Here is an 18,708-nt window from a genome sequence, read left to right on the forward strand (position 1 = left end):
GGAAGAGACAAGAGATGAGCATCAGTTCCGCCAAGTCCACCTCGGAGAAGCCCGACGGGGCGCCGCTCGCCGGCGGTACGTCGACGGTCGACCCCTCGGACGTCGACCGACCCCTCGGCACGGTCCGCGACGCGTTCGTCGACTACCTCAACCGGCTGCGCGGGGGAGACATGGGCGCCCTGCCCGCGATCCTCGGCCTCGTCGTGCTGTTCACCGTCTTCAGCGTGCTGCACGACAAGTTCCTGACGACCTACAACATGGCCAACCTGGTGGTGCAGGCCGGCTCGATCTGCGTCCTCGCGATGGGCCTGGTGTTCGTCCTGCTGCTCGGCGAGATCGACCTCTCCGCAGGAGTCGCCGGCGGCGCGTCCGCCACCATCACCGCCCTGATGCTCGTCGATCACGGCTGGACGTGGTGGGGCGCGACCCTCGCGGGGATCGCCATCGGTGCCGTCATCGGACTCGTCATCGGGCTGCTGGTCGCCTATCTCAGCATCCCGTCGTTCGTCGTCACGTTGGCGTTCTTCCTGGCCCTGCAGGCGGTTCCGCTCAAGCTGATCGGCGCCGGCGGATCGCTGCGGTTCAACGACGAGATCCTGCGCGGGTTGTCGATCAAGAACGTCCCGGTCGTCGCGGGGTGGGTCGCCGCCCTCGTCGTCGTCGTCGGCTTCGCCGCGCTCGCGCTGTGGCGCTACCACTCGCGGAGCAAGCGGGGACTCTCCCACCGGCCGCTGCTCCTGGTCCTCATCCAGATCGTCGCCCTTGCTGTCATCGTCCTGGGCTCCACGGCCCTGCTGAGCCAGAACCGTGCGCCCAACCCGGACTTCTTCAACATCAGCGGCATCCCGTGGGTCGCGCCCGTCGTGATCGTGCTGCTCCTCGTGTGGACGTTCGTGCTCACCCGGACCAAGTTCGGCCGGCACCTCTACGCCGTGGGCGGCAACGCCGAGGCGGCCCGCCGCGCCGGCATCAACGTCAACGCCATGAAGGTCGCGGCCTTCGTCATCTGCTCGAGCATGGCTGCCGTGAGCGGCATCCTCGCGGCGTCGTACACCGGAAAGGTCTCGCCGGGCTCCGGCGGTGGCAATGAGCTGCTCTACGCCGTCGGCGCCGCAGTGATCGGTGGCACCAGCCTCTTCGGTGGCCGGGGACGTGCCCTGGATGCCGTCATCGGCGGACTGGTCATCGCCACCATCCCCAACGGGCTCGGACTGCTCGACCAGGCCAGCTACATCAACTTCATCGTGACCGGTGGCGTGCTGCTGCTCGCCGCGAGCGTCGACGCCATCTCGCGCCGCCGCCGCTCGGCGACCGGGGTCTAGGGATGGCCGGCGCGCAGCGCGGGACGGGGACCAACCAGGAAGCTGTCCGCCGTCACAATCTCGGGACCCTGCTGCGCCACGTCCACGACGCGGGCGAGGCGTCACGTGCCGAGCTCACCGGCCGGATGGGCCTCAACCGTTCGACGATCGCCGGCCTGGTCGGGGAGCTCGACACCCTCGGCCTGATCGAGCACGCCTCCCCCACGACCGAACGCCGTGGCGCGGGGCGACCCTCGGCCGGCGTACGGATCCCCGATGACGGTCCGTACGTCGTCGCCGTCGACCTCGGCGTCGACCGCGCCACGGCGGCCCGGGTCGGCCTGGGCGGCACCATCCGCGAACGCGCCAGCGCGCCGATCCCCGAGGAGACCGAGGCCTGGCAGGTCGGCGCAACGGTCGCCAACCTCATCCGTCAGGTCGTCGCGCTCTCCCCGGCCGGGGCGCCCCTGCTCGGTATCGGCGTCGCCGTCCCGGGTCTGGTACGGCGGAGCGACGGCCTGATCCGGCACGCACCCAACCTCAACTGGCACGACGTCTCGTTCGGCTCGATCGTGCTCGCCGCACTCTCGCTCGACGTGCCCATCGCGCTCGGCAACGACGCCGACCTCGGCGCCCTGTCCGAGCACCGGCGCGGTGCCGCGCAGAAGATCGACGACCTGGTCTACCTGTCCGGCAACGTCGGTGTCGGTGCGGGCGTGATCACCGGCGGCCACCGCCTCGAGGGCGCTGCGGGCTACGCCGGTGAGGTCGGCCACCTGTGTCACGACCCCCGCGGCCTCCCCTGCCACTGCGGCAGCCGCGGTTGCTGGGAGACCGTGGTCGGGGCCCATGCCATTGCCCACGCGCTCAACGTCCCCGCCGACCAGGCCGCCCGCCTGGGCACGACGCTCGACGAGATGACGACACCGTCGCGCGAGCTGCGACCCATCGCGACCGAGCTCGGTCGTGGCCTGGCCGCCGTCGTGAACACGTTCAACCCGAGCGTGGTCATCCTGGGCGGCTACTTCCGCCCCTTGTTCCGGCTGTGCCGCGCCGAGGTCACGGCCGGGCTGACCGAGCGCGCCCTGCGGGCCGTGAACGAGTCGGTGCGTCTGACCCTTCCCGGCCTGGACAACGACTCGGTCCTCCTGGGGGCCGCCGAGATGGCCCTCGAACCGGTCTTCATCGACCCGGTCGCCAGCCTCGCGGCCGCCGTCACGGACGCGCCCGCCCGCCTCGCGGGGTAGCGGGGTCAGCTGAGGAGATCGACCTCGCCGGAGAAGACGTCGTCGAGGGCACGTTCGGCGGCGCCCGTCGCTGCGGCCTCGGTGCCGAGCTGGCCCAGGCTCAGGGCCGGACGACCTCGACCGCCCAGCGCAACGGCGGCGTCCAGCTCTGCGGCGGCCGGTGCCAGGACCAGGTCACCGAGCGGCACGAAGTAGCCACCGAGCACGATCTGGTGAGGGTCCAGGACGCCCGAGACGATGCCGAGCCCACGCCCGAGGTGCTGCCCGATCCGGGCCACTCCGGCGCGGACCCCAGACGACGTCTCCGCACGACGGGCCACCTCGGCAGCCGTCTCCAACGGCGTGCCGCACTCGTCCACGCCGACCGCGGCGAGGAGTGCATGCAGGCCGACCGATGCCTCCCAGCAGCCGGTGCGGCCGCAACCGCACCGGGCGCCCGGCTCGCCGATCGGCAGGTGGCCGACCTCGCCCGCGAACCCACGGGCGCCCCGCAGCAGGCGGCCGTCGTCGACGATGCCCGCACCGATGCCGACCGTTCCGGTGAGGTACAGCAGGTGGTCGGTGCCCCGACCAGCGCCGAGCCGTACCTCGGCCAGGGCGGCACAGTCGGCGTCGTTGACGACCCTCGTCCTGGACGACCAGCCGAAGGCGCGGTCGACTGCCTCGGCGACGCCCGTTCCCGGCAGGTCCAGGTTCGGCGTCCAGACCACCGTCCTGTCGTCGCCGTCGACCAGGCCGGGCAGGGCGACTGCAGCCCCGACGGGATGCAGTGACTCAGCGGCCAGGCGAGCGGCGACCTCGTCGGCGAGGGCGCCCAGCGCCGCAGCCACAGCCGCCACCTCGGACACCGGCCGGGTGATCTCGAACCGCGCGCTGCCGGACAGGTCGAGCACGACCGCCGACACGTACTCGACGTTGACCTCGAAGCCCACGCCGACCGGTCGACCGTCGGCCAACGTCAGTCGCTGGCCCGGCCGGCCACGCTCCCCGCTGCGCACCTGCTCCAGGCCGCGCAGCACACCGGCCTCCTCGAGGCCCCCGGCGATGGTGCCGACGGTGGCCTTGGCCAGCCCCGTGCGCAGGGCCAGCTCGGCACGACTTGCCGGGCCGTCGTACCGCAGGGTGCGGAGCAGCGCCGCCGCGTTGCGCCGGCGCAGTGACTCGGGTGCGTCAGCCACGGACGCCGTACAGGTGCTCGAGGGCGAGCTGGTCGAGCCGCTCCATCGCCACCTCGCGGGCCGCCAGCGCCTCGATGTCCGGCAGCGGCCACGCCTGCAGGCCCTGCCAGCCCTCGCCTTCGGCGAGAGTGGGTACGGCGAGCTCCGGCAGGCCTGCTTCCTCCAGTGCCTCGACCACGTCGGGATCGGCGCGGAACGCGAGCACCTTCTCCCGCAGGATCAGGTAGTTGTCGATGCACGCCCGCGCCGAGACCCACACGCCCGCATCCGTCTCCGGCCGCACCGGCTTGTAGTCGAAGTGCACCGGGCCGTCGTACCCGCCGGCCAGCAGGGTGTCGACGACCCAGAAGGCGCCGCGCACGTTGCCGGCGCCGAAGCGGAGGTCCTGGTCGTACTTCGGGCCGTTCTGCCCGTTGAGGTCGATGTGGAAGAGCTTGCCCTGCCACAGCGCCTGGGCGTAGCCGGCAGCGGCGTTGAGCCCGGCCATCTCCTCGTGCCCGATCTCCGGGTTGACGCCGACCAGCTCGGGGCGGTCGAGGGTCTCGATGAACGCCAGCGCGTGTCCGACCGTCGGGAGCAGAATGTCGCCGCGCGGCTCGTTGGGCTTCGGCTCGATGGCGAACCTCATGTCGTAGCCACGATCGGTGACGTACTCGCCGAGGACGTTGAACGCCTCCTGGTAGCGGTCCAGCGCGACGGCGACGTCCTTCGACGCGCCGTACTCCGATCCCTCGCGCCCGCCCCAGCAGACGTAGACCTTGGCGCCGAGCTCGGCGGCCAGGTCGATGTTGCGCATCACCTTGCGGATCGCGAACCGCCGCACGTCGCGGGAGTTCGAGGTGAAGCCGCCGTCCTTGAACACCGGGTGCGTGAACAGGTTGGTCGTGGCGGTCGTGACCACCAGGCCGGTGTCCGCGAGGCCCTTGCGGAACCGGTCGATGATGCCGTCCCGCGTGGTGTCGTCGGACCCGAACGGGATCAGGTCGTCGTCGTGGAAGTTCACGCCGTAGGCGCCGATCTCGGCGAGCTTCTCCAGGGCGTACACCGGGTCCATCGGCGCGCGGGTCGCGTCACCGAACGGGTCGCGGGCCTGCCAGCCGACGGTCCAGAGTCCGAAGGAGAACTTGTCGGCAGGGGTGGGGGTCGGGCGGGTCATCGTGATTCCTCTTCTCGGTGGAGAGCGTCGCGGAGCGCGGCATAGCGATCGCGGACTTCGGGGTCGGGAGGGCCGGTCAGGGTGCCGGCGGTCGGCAGCGGCCAGGCGGGCGGATGGGGAGTACCCGCCAGCGCCCATGCGGCCTGGCGTGCGGCGCCGCGGGCGACGTACTCCCCCTCCTGAGGGAGTACGACGTCACGACCCAGCAACGCAGGGGCGACCGCCCGGACGGCCGGATTGCGAGCCGCTCCACCGACGAGCAGCACCCGCCGCGGCGTGACTCCGGTGCGGGCCACGAGGGCGTCGACGGCATCGGCCAGGGAGCACAGCAGGGCCTCGACGGCTGCCCGGGCGAGGTCGGCCCGGGTGGTTCCGGCGTGCAGACCGGCCCAGGTCCCGGAGGCGTCGGGGAGGTTCGGGGTGCGCTCGCCGCCGTAGTAGGGCGACAGGGTGACACCGCCGGCGCCGGGGGTCGAGGCCAGCGCGAGGGCGGCGAGCTCCGCGTGGTCGACACCGAGCCAGCGGGCCTGGAGGTCCAGGATCCCAGCGGCGTTCATGGTGGCGATCATCGGCAGGTAGCGGCCGGTGGCGTCGGCGAACCCGGTGACCGTTCCGGAGCCGTCGGCGACCGGGTGCTCCGCAATGGTGGACGCGACGCCGGAGGTGCCGATCGAGACCAGCACGTCGTCCGGGCCGAGGTCGAGGCCAAGGGCGGCGGCCATGTTGTCGCCGGTGCCGGCCGCCATCACCTTGCCTGTCCGCGTCTCCGCGGCGACCAGGCCCGGGCCGACCACCTCCGGCAACGAGGCGTCGCGTCCGAGTGCGGAGGCGAGCAGGTCGCGCCGCCATGCGCCGGCACCGCCGTCAGCGCTGGCGGAGTAGTAGCCGGTCCCCGAGGCATCGCCGCGGTCCGTGAAGGGACGGGTCCCGGGTGCGGCGAGGTGCGCCGACACGTAGTCGTGCGGCAGCAGGACAGTCGCCACCCGAGCGGCACGATCCGGCTCGTGGTCGCGCAGCCAGCGCAGCTTGGTGCTGGTGAAGGACGCGACCAGGACGCTGCCGAGCGCGTCGGCACAGGACTGCGGCCCGCCCAGCTCCTCGATCAGGTCCGTGGCCGACGAGGCGGAACGGGTGTCGTTCCACAGCAGCGCGTCCCGCACGGGTTCACCAGCCGCGTCGAGCACCACCATGCCGTGCTGCTGTCCGCCGACCGCAACCGCGTCGGCGCGGTCGAGCAGGCCGTCCGTGGCCTCGTCGAAGGCGTCGAGCCAGGCGCGGGGATCGACCTCGGTGCCGGGCGGATGGGACGCGACGCCGCGAGCGACCACGGCCCCGTCGTCGGCATCGACGAGCAGGGCCTTGGTGGATTGGGTGGAGGAGTCCACACCGAGGACGAGAGGCACGCCCCCATATTTAGTACGAGACTTGAACTAAGTCAAGGAATTCGGCAGATCCGACGATGAGAGCGGCCGCCCGCGGCCTCTCGCGCGCCACGCCTGGAACCGCCGCCACCCCCGCCGTACGACCCGCCAGGCCAGCCACAGGGTGACCAGGCCCAGCAGCAGGAGGACCAGCGTGATCGACGCCGCGACGTACGGATGCTGCACCGCGAACCAGACCACCGCGAGCACGGTGACGTCCTCACCGAGGCTGATCCCGATGTTCGTGAACGGCTCCGGCGAAGTGTTCACCGCCATCCGTGTGCCGGTCTTCACCGAGTGCGACGCGAACGCGGTCGACCCGCCCACCGCACCCCCGACCAGCTCGTTGACAGCCCCGGAGTCGCCGGCGATCAGCGCCCCGATCACCCCACCCACCACGGGACGGATCGCGGTCGACACCACGTCCCACCCGGAATCGACGTACGGGATCTTGTCGGCGACGAACTCGAAGGCATAGAGCAGGCCGGCGACGGCGAGCACCTCCCAGCGCCCGAGCACGTCCGGGATCTCTTCGATGCTGCCGAAGCGATCCGCCAGCCCGAGCACGAGCACCACCAGATAGCTGTTGATGCCGCTGGCCCAGCCGGACGAGAACGCCAGGGCGAGTGATTCCACGACCGCAGCGTAGGGCCGATTTCTGTCGTACGACGGGCGCCGAACGGAAGTTCGTCGGTTTCACCGCGGCCGCCCTGTGACCACCACTAGGCTCGGCGCGCCCAACAGCCACCTGGGGAGGCTCCTCCATGCGTTCACGTCGCATCGCTCGCTCGTTCATCGCAATGGCCACCGTGGCCGTTCTCGTCGCCGGATGTGGGGGCGGTGACGACGACACCGGGGAGAAGAAGGACGCCGACAGCTCGCAGTCCGACGAGACGACCGCTGCCGCCGACGAGGTCGACGCACCGATGCCGGACCTGACCGGCCTCACCGAGGACGAAGCGCGCACGAAGCTCCTGGAGCTCGGCGTCGACGAGGGCAGCATCATTGCTTCCCCGCAGGAAAGCCTGCAGGAGGCGGGCACCGTCGTCGCTCACGTCCCGAGCTCCGGCAGCGCCATCACAGGTTCCATCACCTTGAAGATCGCCGGCCCGGTCGGACCGGTGCCCACCTTCCTCGGCAAGCAGGTCTCCGAGGTCGAGACCTGGGCCAACGACCGAGGCATCACCTTCACCGAGGTGCCGGTCCCCGACGCCGATCGAGCCGATGGCGAGGTCCTCGGTACCACCCCGGAGGCCGGCCAGGAGGCCACCTCGGAGATCGAGGTCCAGGTCGCGCGGACCCCGAGCACGCAGTCGCTCTACCTGACCGAGACCGTCAATGAGTCGTACTGCGGTGACACCGCCGCGGGCGAGACATTCATTGATGGCGACCCGTACGACGGGAGCAGCAGCACCATTGGAGGCGACGACAGCTGCGTGTTCGAGTTCGACCTGGGCCGTGACTGGAACCGACTGACCGGCATCGTCGGCTTCACCGACTCCTCCAGAAGCGCCACCCGGATCCGGGTCCAGATCAAGATCGACGGCACCTCCAAGGTCAACAAGGTGATCGACTTCGGGCAGAAGCCCCTGAAGCTCGACGTCGACGTGTCCAACGGCTTGCGCCTGTCCATCGAACTGAGCAATGTCGCCGAATACGGCACGATCGGGTTCGGAGACCTTCAGCTGATCGGCGCAGGCCAGGGCCTGCCGGATGACGCGAGCGACGAAGCCACCACCGACGACGGCCTGGAGTAGTCGCCGGTGGCGCTCCACCAGACCCTGCGCGCGCTCCTGACGCAGGTGGGCCCGTCCGTGCTGGACGATGCGGACGGGCTGCGGGGAGCGCTCGACGACTACCTGCACGAGGGCGAAGCCGCGCCGGCCGAGATCAACATCCTCGTCCGCGGCGTGCGCCACGGTGCGGTCCCGCGGTTGCTGGGCCTGCTCGACAACCACGCCGACCCCCAGGCCGCCGTGACCGAGACCGGTCGCCTGATCGCCCAACAGACGGGGTCCGACGAACAGGGCGCCCGCTGGGCTGTCGCCGCACTCGGCTACGCCCTCGGGCGGGTCGGCGAACAACTGGTCTCCTCGTCGTACGACGAGTACCGCACCGGCCTGGCCACCGAAGGAACGGCGCCACCACCGCCTCCCCCAGCGCACGCTGCGCCCCCAGCGCATGCCGCGGTGACGCAACCCACCCCCGCCACCGCACGCCAACCTGACCGACCCCGACTCGACCCCCAGCCCGATCCCGGCCAGCCCACCGGCAACGCGCACGGAGGCCGGGGACGGTGGGCGCTGGGCCTGCTCGCGCTCCTGCTGCTCGTCGGCGGTGGCACCGCCGCCTGGCAGATGAAGGGCGACGACGGCGCACCACGCACCGATCCGGGCGGCAACGCTTCCACCGCGCAACCGACCGGCAAGACTGACTCCACCGGTGGTACGGACCCTGCCGCGCCCACCACGAGCGCCGACTCCGACGACGGGTCCTCGAGCGGCACGACCCCGCCGTCGTACGTCGCGGTCGCCAGCCGCGCCGGGGGCACGTCCCGGGTCCAGGTGATCGACGCCGCCACCGGTGACTCGCGAACCGTGCCCACCGCGGGTGATGCCAGCGAACCGAGCGTGTCGGCCGACGGCCAGACGGTCGCCTTCATCGTCGCGACCGACGAGGGGAAGCGCATCGGCATCAGTCGCGGTGCCGGCGCTCCCCAACTGCTGGACGTCGGCCGGGAACCGAGCGACCCCGCGATCTCACCCGACGGGTCGATGGTCGCCTACGTGACGGCGACCTCAGGCGGCAAGGACGTGTCAGTCCGACGACTCTCCGCAACCACCGCTCAGGTGATCGCCGGCGGCTCGTCCGACGAGTTCGACCCCGCCTGGTCCCCCGACGGCAGCAGCCTCGTCTACGTACTCACCGGATCCTCGAACGACTCGCTCGTGGTCGCCGAGGTCGAGTCGGGCAACGAGCTCTCCCGCACGCCCGCGCTCGGCCATGCCCGATCACCGGCACTGGCCCCCAAGGGTGCCGAGGTGGCCTACGTCGCGACGGTGCAGGGGAATGCCGAGGTCGTCGTCGTCGAGATCGGCGACGACAGCCCCGACGACGGGCGGAACATCAGCCAGAGCAGCGACACCGAGATTGCTGTCGTGTGGCTGTCCGACGGTCGCTTGGCGACTGCCGCTCCGAACCGTGGCATCGTGACCATCTCCGACGCGTCCCCTCGCTCCGAGAAGCTGACTGCGGGCGTCGGCGATTCTCTCTGAGTGATCAGTGCCCGTCGAGCCAGACGGGCTTCAGCGCCGCCGGATGCCGCCGTAGATCCCGCGGTCCACGATCCAGGGCTGGAGAACCGCGCGTACCGACCAGGCAGGGAACCGGAACGGTCGACCGTTCGGGGCGAACACACGCAGCCCGTCGGCCTCGACCCCCAGCACCGAGCCCCAGCGCCGCTCCACGGGCCGGAAGGCCTTGAGCTCGCGGCCCGTGAGGTGTGCCCGGATGTTGCTGGCCAGCAACCCGTCGGCGCGGGCCCGGGCCGAGGAACGCAACGGGTCGGTCGCCGCGACGTCTCCGATCGCGAAGATCTCCGGATGCTCGGGGGTCTGCAGGGTGAGGTCAGCACGGACGAAGCCGGCCTCGTCCAGCAGGCCCGGTGGCAGCCAACCCGTGTTCGGGCTGACCCGCCCGATCGCCCACAGCACGGCATCGGCCGGGGTCGCGGACTGACCGGTGCTCCAGGTCAGCTCCTCGGTCGTGATCCGGTCGGCGGTGAACCCGTTCGGCAGCACGGCTCGGTGCCCCGGACGCAGGTCGACGCCCGCGGCGAGCAGTCGTCGTCGTACGTGGTCCCAGGTGCGGGGATGGTGCTGTGGCAGGGCGCGCGCGCCGGGGAAGCAGAGTGCGACCGCCTTCTCGGGCCAGCGCGTGGCGATCTGCAACGCACTGCTCACGGCAGCGGCGCCACCCCCGACCACCACGACGGTCGAGGCGTCGGCCATGGTGCGGTGCTGCCGCGCGAGGTCGAGGTCGACGTCGTCCTCGGTCTGCACGTGGGGTCGGCGCCAGAAGCCGTTGCTCACACCCGTGGAGATCACCAGCACGTCATAGGGTTCGCGAACGTCGGTGCCGTCGACCCGCCGGAGCAGCACGGTGCGCGCCTCGACGTCGAGCCCGACGAGCTCGGCATGAACGGTCCGCACGCCCCGGAGGCGTCGGAACTGGTCGAAGCCGACGCGGTAGTTCCGCTGCCAGTCGTCCGGACGGGCAAGCCTGAGCCCGAGCTCCTGACCGCTGACCAGTCCCGGCTTGGAGGAGATCCCGACGACCTCGACACCGCGGTGCCGGGCGAGGTGGATCGCCGTCAACAGCCCCGTGTCGCCGAGGCCGGCAACGACGACCCGGGGCCGGGTCATGCAGGGACCCGGCGCTTCGGGGGCCGGGGCACCAGCCGCGGCACCCGGTCGATGATCTCCTGGTAGTTGGGCCGACGCTCCAGGCTCCGCTTCTCCATCATCGGAATGCTGGCGCCCTGGAACATCACCGTCATGCCGACAGCGCCGGCCAGCAACCACCACCAGTCCTCGGGCGCACCGGCGATCCCGAAGAACGCCAGCGAGAACCAGAAGCTGATCTCGCCGAAGTAGTTGGGGTGGCGCGACCAGGCCCACAGACCGCTCTCCATCGCCTGACCGGGCTGCCGGGTGCGGATGAAGGCCCGCATCTGGGCATCGGAGACGAACTGCAGGATCGGCGCGCCGATGCCCACGACCAGCGCGACGATGTCGAGCCAGTTCACCTCTCCGCCGGGCCGGGCCAGGACGGCGTACGCCGGGACGAGGCCGAGGAACACGATGAGTGTCGGGAAGAGGTGGATCGCCGCGAAGTCGACGACCATCTCGAGCCTGCCCGCGCCGTCGCGCAGGGGCGCGTAGCGGAAGTCCTCGTGGTGCAGCCCCGGCCAGTCGTACAGCCAGTTGCCGGTGAGCCGGATGGCCCAGACGAACACGACGACGAGCAGCATGACGGCGCGGACGTCCTCGACACCCGGCGTGTCGGCGGCGAGGAACCAGAAGATGACGAGGTACGGCGGCAGCACGCTCCAGTACGGGTCGTAGAGGCTCGAGTTGCCGTGCACGCGGCTCGCCCCGAACACGACCAGCGTCGCGATGAGGTCGGCGATCAGTCCGTCGAGCCACAGCCACTCGGTGTCGGGACCCCACAGCAGCCAGCCGGTGGCGGCGCCGAAGGCGATCAGGTAGGACAGGCCGACGCGGGCCAGCGACACGCTCTTGCTCACGGTCGCGACGATACAGGAACGTGTTCTAGTTTTGGCCCGGATGCCGGACGCCCGTTAGCCATTCCGAGGGATTCCACGAAGGGCACGACAGGTCTAGCGTCGAATGCGGCACTGTCGCCTACCCCGGGAGCCGAGATGACCACGAAACTGCAACGGCGGAAGATCGCCCTCGTTGCCGCCGGAGCGGCACTCGCCCTGGGGCTCCCGCTGACGTCCGGGTTCTCGGCAGCAGGAGCGCCGACCCCGTCGCCCACAGACGGACCGACCCAGATCCTGCGCGTCGACACGCCGACCAAGGCGGCCCGGAACAAGGTCGCGGCCCTCGGTCTCGACATCGCCGGCACCGTTGGCATCGAGTCCATCGACGTCATCGTGGAGACCGCCGCGGACAGGACCACCCTGACCCGGGCGGGCTTCTCGAGCCGCGTCGTCGTCCAGGACGTCGACGCGGCGGAGCGCGATCGGGTCAAGGCCGACAAGGCGTACGCCGCGGCGAGGCCCGGAGGCTCGACCCTCCCCTCAGGCCGTACGGCGTACCGCACGCTGGCCGACTACGGCACCGAGATGGCGGCGCTCGCGGCGTCGTACCCGACCCAGGCCCGGATCCTCACCCTGAACCACCAGAGCCTCGAGGGTCGATCGGTGGAGGGAATCGAGATCAGCAACGGCGTCACCGCCACCGACGACGGGAAGCCCACGTATCTGTTGCTGGGCGTCCACCACGCCCGGGAATGGCCGTCCGCAGAGCTGGTCACGGAGTTCGCGTACGACCTGCTGCAGAACGCCGCGACCCCACGGATCCAGAGCATCCTCGACAACGTCCGGGTGGTGATCGTCCCTGTGGTGAACCCCGACGGGTTCCAGGTCAGCCGCGGTGGCGCCTACGAGCTGAAGCGGAAGAACTGCCGGATCGCCGACGGGCAGATCCCCGCGGCTGGCGCGTGCGCGCTGCGGGCCAACAAGGCGCTGGGCGTCGACCCGAACCGCAACTACGGAGCGCTGTGGGCAGGCCCCGGGGCATCGCCGTTCACGACCGACGAGACGTACTTCGGCGCCGGGCCGTTCAGCGAGCCGGAGACCCAGAACGTCCGCGAGCTGATCTCCTCGCGCCAGGTGGTGACGATGATCAGCAACCACACCTACAGCGCACTGGTGCTGCGCCAGCCGGGCTGGCTCGGGGCCGCGGTGACGCCGGACGATGCCCTGATGACGTCGCTCGGGGACCAGATGGCAGCCCAGATGGGGTACCAGAGCATCTACGGGTACGAGCTCTACAGCACCAGCGGCACGACCGATGACTGGTCCTACAGCGCCACCGCGGGCCTCGGCTTCACGTTCGAGCACGGGACGCAGGGATTCCACCCGCAGTTCTCCACCGGCGTCGTCGCCCCCTACCGCGGCGGAACCAAGAAGGTCCCGGGCGGCGGCGTGCGCGAGGCGTTCCTGATCGCCGCCGAGAGCAGCGCCAACGCCGCTCGTCACTCGACGATCCAGGGAACGGCACCAGCCGGGGTCACGCTCCGGATCAGGAAGTCGTTCGAGACCGAGCCGTGGAACTGGCGGCTGCACTTCACCGACACCCTCGACTCGACCCTCGTCGTCCCCGCGAGCGGGAGCTGGACCTGGCACGTCAACCCGTCGACCCGGCCCGCCGTGGTCGGCGCGGGCGGCACCGAGTTCTGGACCCTCACCTGCGAGAACCCTGCCGGCACAGTGCTCGAGATGCATCCGGTGACGGTGGCTCGTGGAGCGGTGGCGACGGAGAACCTCACCTGCTGACGGTTCACCCAGTTAGCACGGTGAGCCGTCGATGGTGCCCTTGAGGACGGGCACGCCGTCTGCGTCGAACGTCATGGTCACCACGTAGGTCCCCGCGGCCGAGGTCCGACTGAAAGTCGTGCCTGTTGCGGCAGTGACGGTGTCCCCGGGCGCCACGAAACCATCACGAACGAGGTCGCCGATCGTCTCGGGGTACCTGCCGGTGCTCGCATGGCTCACTTCGATGGCACCTTGCAGGGCGCTCACCGAAGCGCCGCACTCCGTGTTCAAGGCCCTCGAGGTGATGCGTTCGGGGGCCTTCTCGATCGCGTCATCGCCACAGGCGACGACGAGGTGGGTCGACGCGACGAGCAGGACTCCGAGTGCCCAGCCGCGTGGGTTCAAGGCCCTATTCCCACTCGATGGTGCCCGGGGGCTTCGAGGTGATGTCGACGGTCACCCGGTTGACCTCGCGGACCTCGTTGGTGATCCGGGTCGAGATCTTCTCGAGCAGGTCGTAGGGCAGGCGGGCCCAGTCGGCGGTCATGGCGTCCTCGGAGGTCACGGGGCGCAGGACGACCGGGTGGCCATAGGTGCGGCCGTCGCCCTGGACGCCGACCGAGCGGACGTCGGCGAGCAGCACGACCGGGAACTGCCAGATCTCGCGGTCGTGGCCCGAAGCGGTCAGCTCTTCGCGGGCGATGGCGTCGGCCTCGCGCAGGATGTCGAGGCGCTCGCGGGTCACCTCACCGATGATCCGGATGCCGAGGCCGGGGCCGGGGAACGGGTGGCGCCACACGATGTCGGCCGGCAGGCCGAGCTGTTCACCGACGAGGCGGACCTCGTCCTTGAAGAGCGTGCGCAGCGGCTCGACCAGCTCGAACTCGAGGTCCTCGGGCAGACCACCGACGTTGTGGTGCGACTTGATGTTGTGGGTGCCGGCACCGCCGCCGGACTCGACGACGTCGGGGTAGAGCGTGCCCTGGACCAGGAAGCCGACCTTGGTGCCCTCGGGGGCGTCCTTGATGATGTCGAGCTCGGCCGCCTCGAAGGTGCGGATGAACTCGCGACCGATGATCTTGCGCTTGGTCTCCGGGTCGGACACGCCCTCGAGCGCGTCCAGGAACTGCTTCTCGGCGTCGACGACCACGAGCTTCGCGCCCGTGGACGCGACGAAGTCACGCTCGATCTGCTCGGTCTCACCCTTGCGCATGAGTCCGTGGTCGACGTACACGCAGGTGAGGCGATCGCCGATCGCCTTCTGCACGATCGCGGCAGCGACCGCGGAGTCGACGCCACCGGACAGCCCGCAGATCGCGCGCCCGTCGGGGCCGATCTGCGCGACGATCCGCTCGATCTGCTCCTCGGCGATGTTGCCGATGGTCCAGGTCTGGCGGCAGCCGGCGACGTCCCACAGGAAGTGCTCGAGGACCTTCTGCCCGTGCTCGGTGTGCAGCACCTCGGGGTGCCACTGCACACCGGCGAAGCCGCGCTCGACGTTCTCGAACGCTGCCACGGGGGTCGACTCGGTCGAGGCGAGGACGGCGAAGCCCTCGGGTGCCGCGGTCACCGAGTCACCGTGCGACATCCACACGTTGTGCTCAGTCGGGATGCCGCCGAGCAACGTCCCCGCGTGACCGATCTGCACGCGGGTGCGGCCGTACTCCCGGGCGCCGGTCGCCGAGACGGTCCCGCCGAGCCCCTGGGCCATCAGCTGGAATCCGTAGCACATGCCGAAGACGGCAACGCCGGTCTCGAAGAGCGCCGGGTCGAGCGTCGGCGCACCGGTCTCGTAGACCGAGGAGGGCCCACCGGACAGGATGATCGCCTTCGGGCCGCGCGCGACCATCTCGGCGATCGGCATCGTGTGCGGCACGATCTCGGAGTAGACCCGGGCCTCGCGCACGCGGCGCGCGATCAGCTGGGCGTACTGGGCACCGAAGTCCACCACCAGGACCAGGTCGTGCTCGGACTCGTGCGTGATTTCCCCGGGCGCCGTCATGGGCGAATCGTATCGGCGCCTCGCCTGCTCTCCGAACTCGTGCCAGCAGCCCGGACGACGCGCTGCACCCGCCGGACGCTGATCGCGACGTACCCGGCTCCGCACAGCCCCAGCAGACCCAGCCACGCGACCAACCAGATCGGGTCGGCCAGGGCGGCTTCGTCGCGACCCGGCCAGTGGATCCAACCGAACGACAGGAGCAGGGTCGGACCCCAGTACCAGAGGCCCAGGCAGGCACAGCCCACCGCCGCGAGACCCACGAATCCCAGCACCGCCCCGGCTCCCGCGATCGACCACAGGGCGGCATGGACGCAGGCAGCAACGGGCATCGACAGAGCCACGACCGCGGCGAACCGCATCGCGAAGTGGCGCCACGGCGGCACTGTCGCCATCAGCGTCAGGTCGGGCGTGCGATCGACCAACGGGAAGGCGAGCGCCACTGCGGTGAGGCCGGGCAGCGTGTGCAGGACGGCGACGGCATCGCGGACGCCCGGAACGCTGAGGTGGACGTCGCCCACCATGAGCGTGGCACCGCTCAGCGCCCCTGCGGTCGCCAGCGCAACTCCCAGCCCCCACACGCGCACGACAGCCGAGGCTCGGCTATCCCAGACCATCGGGGAGCCGGAGCTGGTCGAACGCGCACTCGGTGAGCTGGCGGTAGGTCGTGCGGACCCACGGCGCCTGGACCTGGAGATCGCTGGTCAGCCAGGCGTAGTCGCGACGTCCCGGATCCGGCCGCAAGATGCCCGCCTGGACCTGGAGCCAGCGTCCGAGCTGGTGACGGACCTCGAAGGCGAGGTACGGCGGCTCGGGGCCTGAGTCGGCGGGGCAGGACGACGACGGCCTGAGCAGTGAAGCGGTCGCGAGATCGTCGGTGACCGTGCTCCGGGAAGCCCGGTCCATCAGTACGACGCCACCCTCCGGCCGCGTCTCCCGACCGGGAACGGACTGCGCAAAGCGGTCGGGCAAGGGCACGTCCAGGGCGACCAACGAGCGTGCCTGCCGATGCATCCGCTCACTGAGGTCCTTCAGCGGTCGCGGCGTCTCTTCGTAGACACACACCTGCGGGGACGACCCGGCACAGGTCAAGGGAGGGTCCGCGACCAGCGTGTAGCGCAGGTCGCTGTCTCCCGGCGCGAGGAACCACCCCGTGCCCCATGCCGCCACAGCGACGGCGAGGAGCAGGCGGCGGGGCCACGTGCTCAGGAAGATCCGCGGGCTGCCGGCTGCGAGAGCGCAGGCTGCGATGCCCAGGGCGACGATGCCGGGAGTGAGGATCGGCCACGTCGCGAACCCCTGGCCGCCGAGGTTTCCCGTGACCCCACCGGTGTCGAACACGTGGGGAAGGACGCCAACGGCCGTCAGCAGGAAGAGCAGGTAGACAAGAACCACCACCAGCGGTGCCAGCCAGGCACGACCGCTGCTGAATCCGATGGCCGCTCCGATCGCCGTGTGCGCGCTCAACATCAGCACTGACGGCACCAGGATCCAGACGAACTCCCAGTAGGCCGGGACCCCCGCCAGTGAGGCAACCGTGGTCATGGCCAGGGTCAGCGTGAGCAGCGCCGCCACAGCGATGCCCCAGATGGCCAGTCCCGGCTGGAGCCACCGCAACCAGTCGCGACTGCTCTGCAGGAGGATCTCGCCCATCGCTGAACGGCGGAGTCGGGCATAGGCCAGGCAGGAGGTACCGGCAGCGATGGGACCCATGAAGCTCGTCGCGCCAGCGCAGAAGTCCAACGACTGCTTCCAGGAGCCCATCAAGTCGGGAAACCTCCCGCCGATCCACACCAACCCGGCCGCCAGGAGGAGCACGAACTGCACGGCGATCGCCCGGCGTTCGCCCAGCCACGCCAACCAGACCTTCATGCGCGAGCCGCCGAGATCGTCGCGAGGAACGCGAACTCGGCCGATCGCTCCGGGCCGCCGTGGTCGGCGACGAAGTCGTCCATCGAACCCACGTGCAGGAGCCGCCCCGCATCCATGACGACGATCCGGCTGGCCATGACGGCGACGTCCTCCATCACGTGGCTGCTCAGGATCGTGACCGCCGCCGTGTCGAGATCGCGGAGAATTCCACGCAGGCCGGCGCGCTGCTCCGGATCGAGGCCGGTGGTCGGTTCATCCAGCAGCAGGACGCTGGGATCGGTGACCAGGGCGACCGCGAGCGCGAGTCGCCGGCTCATTCCGCCCGACAGCCGGCCCACCCGATCAGCCGCGCGAGAGGAGAGCCCGACGCGCTCCAGGAGCTGAGGATTCCGCGTCCGGGCTTCTGCGGAGGGAACTCCCCGCACCCAGCTCGCGTACGCCATTGCATCGGACACCCGCATCTCCTTCGGCAGGTCGAGATGCTGGGGCATGTAGCCGAGACGTCCGACCACCGTGCGTCGACGCCGTCCGTAGAGATCGACGTCATCGATCCGCACCCGTCCGGCCTCAGGGCGCCGACACCCCGCCAGCGTCCGCAACAGTGTCGATTTCCCGGCACCGTTGACACCGACCAGGCCGCAGACGCCCCGGTCGACGACGAGTTCATCGAGGTCGACCGCGGGAGCGTCCTGATGGCTGTAGGTGCAGCGCAGGCCGCTGGCGGAGAGGCCCATCGGCTAGATGCTGAAGGTGAAGTACGGCTTGCGGCTGCAGGCATCCGGACTGTTGTTCTGGTCCTCGCAGACCTTGACGTGCACCCGCCCCCTGTCGGCACCTTCGTCGCTGTAGTCGTCGGCGTCGTACTGGTTGACCCAGCTACCCGAGTTGTCGCGTGCGCTCTGGTCCTTGCCCTCCTCGGCACACCAGTCGATCCCCGCCGAGCACCACTTGAAGTAGCTGTAGCTGGTCTCGGTGTAGACCGACTGACCCGTCGGGCGAGGGTCCTTGTAGTAGGTGTGGTTCTTCAGCAGCCCGTCCTTCTGGTAGGCCGTGCCGTAGGCGTACGCCTGCGCCACGGCCGGGCTGCCGTCCCAGGCCGTCAACGGTGTGGACGCGGAGTACCAGTTGTAGGAGGTCGCGACAGCAGGGCTCGCAGCGAGGGTGGCGGCGGCAGCCGCAGTGGAGAGCAGCAGCGCTGCGGTGGAACGAGTGAGGGCGTACATGTGAAACCTCCCGAGAAAGGGTGGCAGCGGCGCTGCCGACTGGGAGCATCTTGATGTGCCCATACATAGATGTCAATCGGCTGCACGATGCCTGTGGAGAACCTGGCGGGAGTGGCGCATCCGGAACGGGAAAAATGCACCAGGGCCCGACCGGGGAGGGAGGGTGGTCGGGCCCTGATTGTCCACGCGCTGTTGGACAGTGCCTGGACCGAGCCCGGGCTTCGGGAGGGAGCGTGAATCTCCGG

Annotated in this window: 17 protein-coding genes; 5 read left to right on the top strand and 12 right to left on the bottom strand. The window is 70.4% G+C overall.

Annotation, left to right across the window (positions count from 1 at the left end; translation table 11 throughout):
• The first annotated feature begins 14 nt into the window (after positions 1 to 14).
• Entirely contained in the window at positions 15 to 1,322 is a 1,308-nt protein-coding gene (locus tag ASD84_RS07015) for a sugar ABC transporter permease (RefSeq protein WP_056708276.1), read from the top strand.
• A 2-nt stretch (positions 1,323 to 1,324) separates the two neighbouring features.
• Positions 1,325 to 2,548, top strand: coding sequence for an ROK family transcriptional regulator (locus ASD84_RS07020; protein ID WP_056708279.1), 1,224 nt, complete (start codon positions 1,325 to 1,327; stop codon positions 2,546 to 2,548).
• Between the two features lie 5 nt (positions 2,549 to 2,553).
• Here ASD84_RS07020 and ASD84_RS07025 read toward each other — a convergent pair whose 3' ends face one another.
• The 4 genes from ASD84_RS07025 to ASD84_RS07040 are packed head-to-tail and all read right to left on the bottom strand — an operon-like array spanning position 2,554 to position 6,939.
• Positions 2,554 to 3,726 (bottom strand): ROK family protein, encoded by a 1,173-nt coding sequence (locus ASD84_RS07025; protein WP_056708281.1) that lies wholly within the window; start codon positions 3,724 to 3,726, stop codon positions 2,554 to 2,556.
• Positions 3,719 to 4,882: a xylose isomerase gene (xylA, locus tag ASD84_RS07030; protein ID WP_056708285.1), complete on the bottom strand. Its 1,164-nt coding sequence runs from the start codon at positions 4,880 to 4,882 to the stop codon at positions 3,719 to 3,721. The genes ASD84_RS07025 and xylA overlap by 8 nt, the downstream gene beginning before the upstream one ends.
• Entirely contained in the window at positions 4,879 to 6,285 is a 1,407-nt protein-coding gene (gene xylB, locus ASD84_RS07035; RefSeq protein ID WP_056708287.1) for a xylulokinase, read from the bottom strand. The genes xylA and xylB overlap by 4 nt, the downstream gene beginning before the upstream one ends.
• 27 nt (positions 6,286 to 6,312) lie before the next feature.
• Positions 6,313 to 6,939 carry a DUF4126 domain-containing protein gene (locus ASD84_RS07040; RefSeq protein ID WP_056708290.1) on the bottom strand — a complete coding sequence of 209 codons (627 nt, stop codon included), beginning with the start codon at positions 6,937 to 6,939 and terminating at the stop codon, positions 6,313 to 6,315.
• 128 nt (positions 6,940 to 7,067) lie between these two features.
• Between ASD84_RS07040 and ASD84_RS07045 the strand changes: the two genes are divergently transcribed.
• A complete protein-coding gene (locus tag ASD84_RS07045; protein ID WP_082573201.1) occupies positions 7,068 to 8,060 on the top strand; it encodes a PASTA domain-containing protein in 993 nt (330 codons plus the stop codon).
• Positions 8,061 to 8,066: 6 nt separating this feature from the next.
• The gene (locus ASD84_RS07050) at positions 8,067 to 9,578 is read left to right on the top strand and encodes a TolB family protein (RefSeq protein WP_056708295.1); all 1,512 of its coding nucleotides are present in this window, start codon (positions 8,067 to 8,069) and stop codon (positions 9,576 to 9,578) included.
• Positions 9,579 to 9,608: 30 nt separating this feature from the next.
• Here the strand turns inward: ASD84_RS07050 and ASD84_RS07055 are convergent, their stop codons facing one another.
• The gene (locus tag ASD84_RS07055) at positions 9,609 to 10,727 is read right to left on the bottom strand and encodes an FAD-dependent oxidoreductase (RefSeq protein WP_056708298.1); all 1,119 of its coding nucleotides are present in this window, start codon (positions 10,725 to 10,727) and stop codon (positions 9,609 to 9,611) included.
• Positions 10,724 to 11,611: a DUF1295 domain-containing protein gene (locus ASD84_RS07060; protein WP_056708301.1), complete on the bottom strand. Its 888-nt coding sequence runs from the start codon at positions 11,609 to 11,611 to the stop codon at positions 10,724 to 10,726. The genes ASD84_RS07055 and ASD84_RS07060 overlap by 4 nt, the downstream gene beginning before the upstream one ends.
• A 135-nt stretch (positions 11,612 to 11,746) precedes the next feature.
• On the opposite strand from ASD84_RS07060, the gene ASD84_RS07065 reads away from it, so the two are divergent.
• Positions 11,747 to 13,390, top strand: coding sequence for a M14 family zinc carboxypeptidase (locus ASD84_RS07065; protein WP_056708303.1), 1,644 nt, complete (start codon positions 11,747 to 11,749; stop codon positions 13,388 to 13,390).
• 12 nt (positions 13,391 to 13,402) lie between these two features.
• Here the strand turns inward: ASD84_RS07065 and ASD84_RS07070 are convergent, their stop codons facing one another.
• Genes ASD84_RS07070 through ASD84_RS07095 form a run of 6 tightly spaced genes read right to left on the bottom strand, consistent with a single transcriptional unit; the run spans position 13,403 to position 18,463 of the window.
• On the bottom strand, positions 13,403 to 13,774 hold the full coding sequence (locus tag ASD84_RS07070; protein ID WP_056708306.1) for a hypothetical protein: 372 nt from the start codon (positions 13,772 to 13,774) through the stop codon (positions 13,403 to 13,405).
• A 4-nt stretch (positions 13,775 to 13,778) separates the two neighbouring features.
• Entirely contained in the window at positions 13,779 to 15,371 is a 1,593-nt protein-coding gene (guaA, locus tag ASD84_RS07075; protein ID WP_056708309.1) for a glutamine-hydrolyzing GMP synthase, read from the bottom strand.
• Entirely contained in the window at positions 15,368 to 15,955 is a 588-nt protein-coding gene (locus ASD84_RS07080) for a hypothetical protein (protein WP_056708312.1), read from the bottom strand. The genes guaA and ASD84_RS07080 overlap by 4 nt, the downstream gene beginning before the upstream one ends.
• 16 nt (positions 15,956 to 15,971) lie before the next feature.
• Entirely contained in the window at positions 15,972 to 17,240 is a 1,269-nt protein-coding gene (locus ASD84_RS07085) for a hypothetical protein (protein ID WP_056708317.1), read from the bottom strand.
• A complete protein-coding gene (locus ASD84_RS07090) occupies positions 17,237 to 17,974 on the bottom strand; it encodes an ABC transporter ATP-binding protein (RefSeq protein ID WP_056708320.1) in 738 nt (245 codons plus the stop codon). Before ASD84_RS07090 ends, ASD84_RS07085 begins: the two co-directional genes overlap by 4 nt.
• Before the next feature lie 3 nt (positions 17,975 to 17,977).
• Positions 17,978 to 18,463, bottom strand: a complete 486-nt coding sequence (locus tag ASD84_RS07095; protein WP_056708322.1) for a hypothetical protein — start codon at positions 18,461 to 18,463, stop codon at positions 17,978 to 17,980.
• Between the last annotated feature and the right edge of the window lie 245 nt (positions 18,464 to 18,708).

Origin of the sequence: Nocardioides sp. Root682, assembly GCF_001427795.1 — a bacterium.
Classification (GTDB): Bacteria; Actinomycetota; Actinomycetes; order Propionibacteriales; family Nocardioidaceae; genus Nocardioides.

Excerpts from the sequence above, each read along its gene's own strand:
- xylA (WP_056708285.1), bottom strand. The coding sequence starts at position 4,882 with ATGACCCGCCCGACCCCCACCCCTGCCGACAAGTTCTCCTTCGGACTC.
- ASD84_RS07065 (WP_056708303.1), top strand. The coding sequence starts at position 11,747 with ATGACCACGAAACTGCAACGGCGGAAGATCGCCCTCGTTGCCGCCGGA.
- ASD84_RS07090 (WP_056708320.1), bottom strand. The coding sequence starts at position 17,974 with ATGGGCCTCTCCGCCAGCGGCCTGCGCTGCACCTACAGCCATCAGGAC.
- ASD84_RS07045 (WP_082573201.1), top strand. The coding sequence starts at position 7,068 with ATGCGTTCACGTCGCATCGCTCGCTCGTTCATCGCAATGGCCACCGTG.
- ASD84_RS07055 (WP_056708298.1), bottom strand. The coding sequence starts at position 10,727 with ATGACCCGGCCCCGGGTCGTCGTTGCCGGCCTCGGCGACACGGGGCTG.
- ASD84_RS07085 (WP_056708317.1), bottom strand. The coding sequence starts at position 17,240 with ATGAAGGTCTGGTTGGCGTGGCTGGGCGAACGCCGGGCGATCGCCGTG.
- guaA (WP_056708309.1), bottom strand. The coding sequence starts at position 15,371 with ATGACGGCGCCCGGGGAAATCACGCACGAGTCCGAGCACGACCTGGTC.
- ASD84_RS07020 (WP_056708279.1), top strand. The coding sequence starts at position 1,325 with ATGGCCGGCGCGCAGCGCGGGACGGGGACCAACCAGGAAGCTGTCCGC.
- ASD84_RS07015 (WP_056708276.1), top strand. The coding sequence starts at position 15 with ATGAGCATCAGTTCCGCCAAGTCCACCTCGGAGAAGCCCGACGGGGCG.
- ASD84_RS07095 (WP_056708322.1), bottom strand. The coding sequence starts at position 18,463 with ATGTACGCCCTCACTCGTTCCACCGCAGCGCTGCTGCTCTCCACTGCG.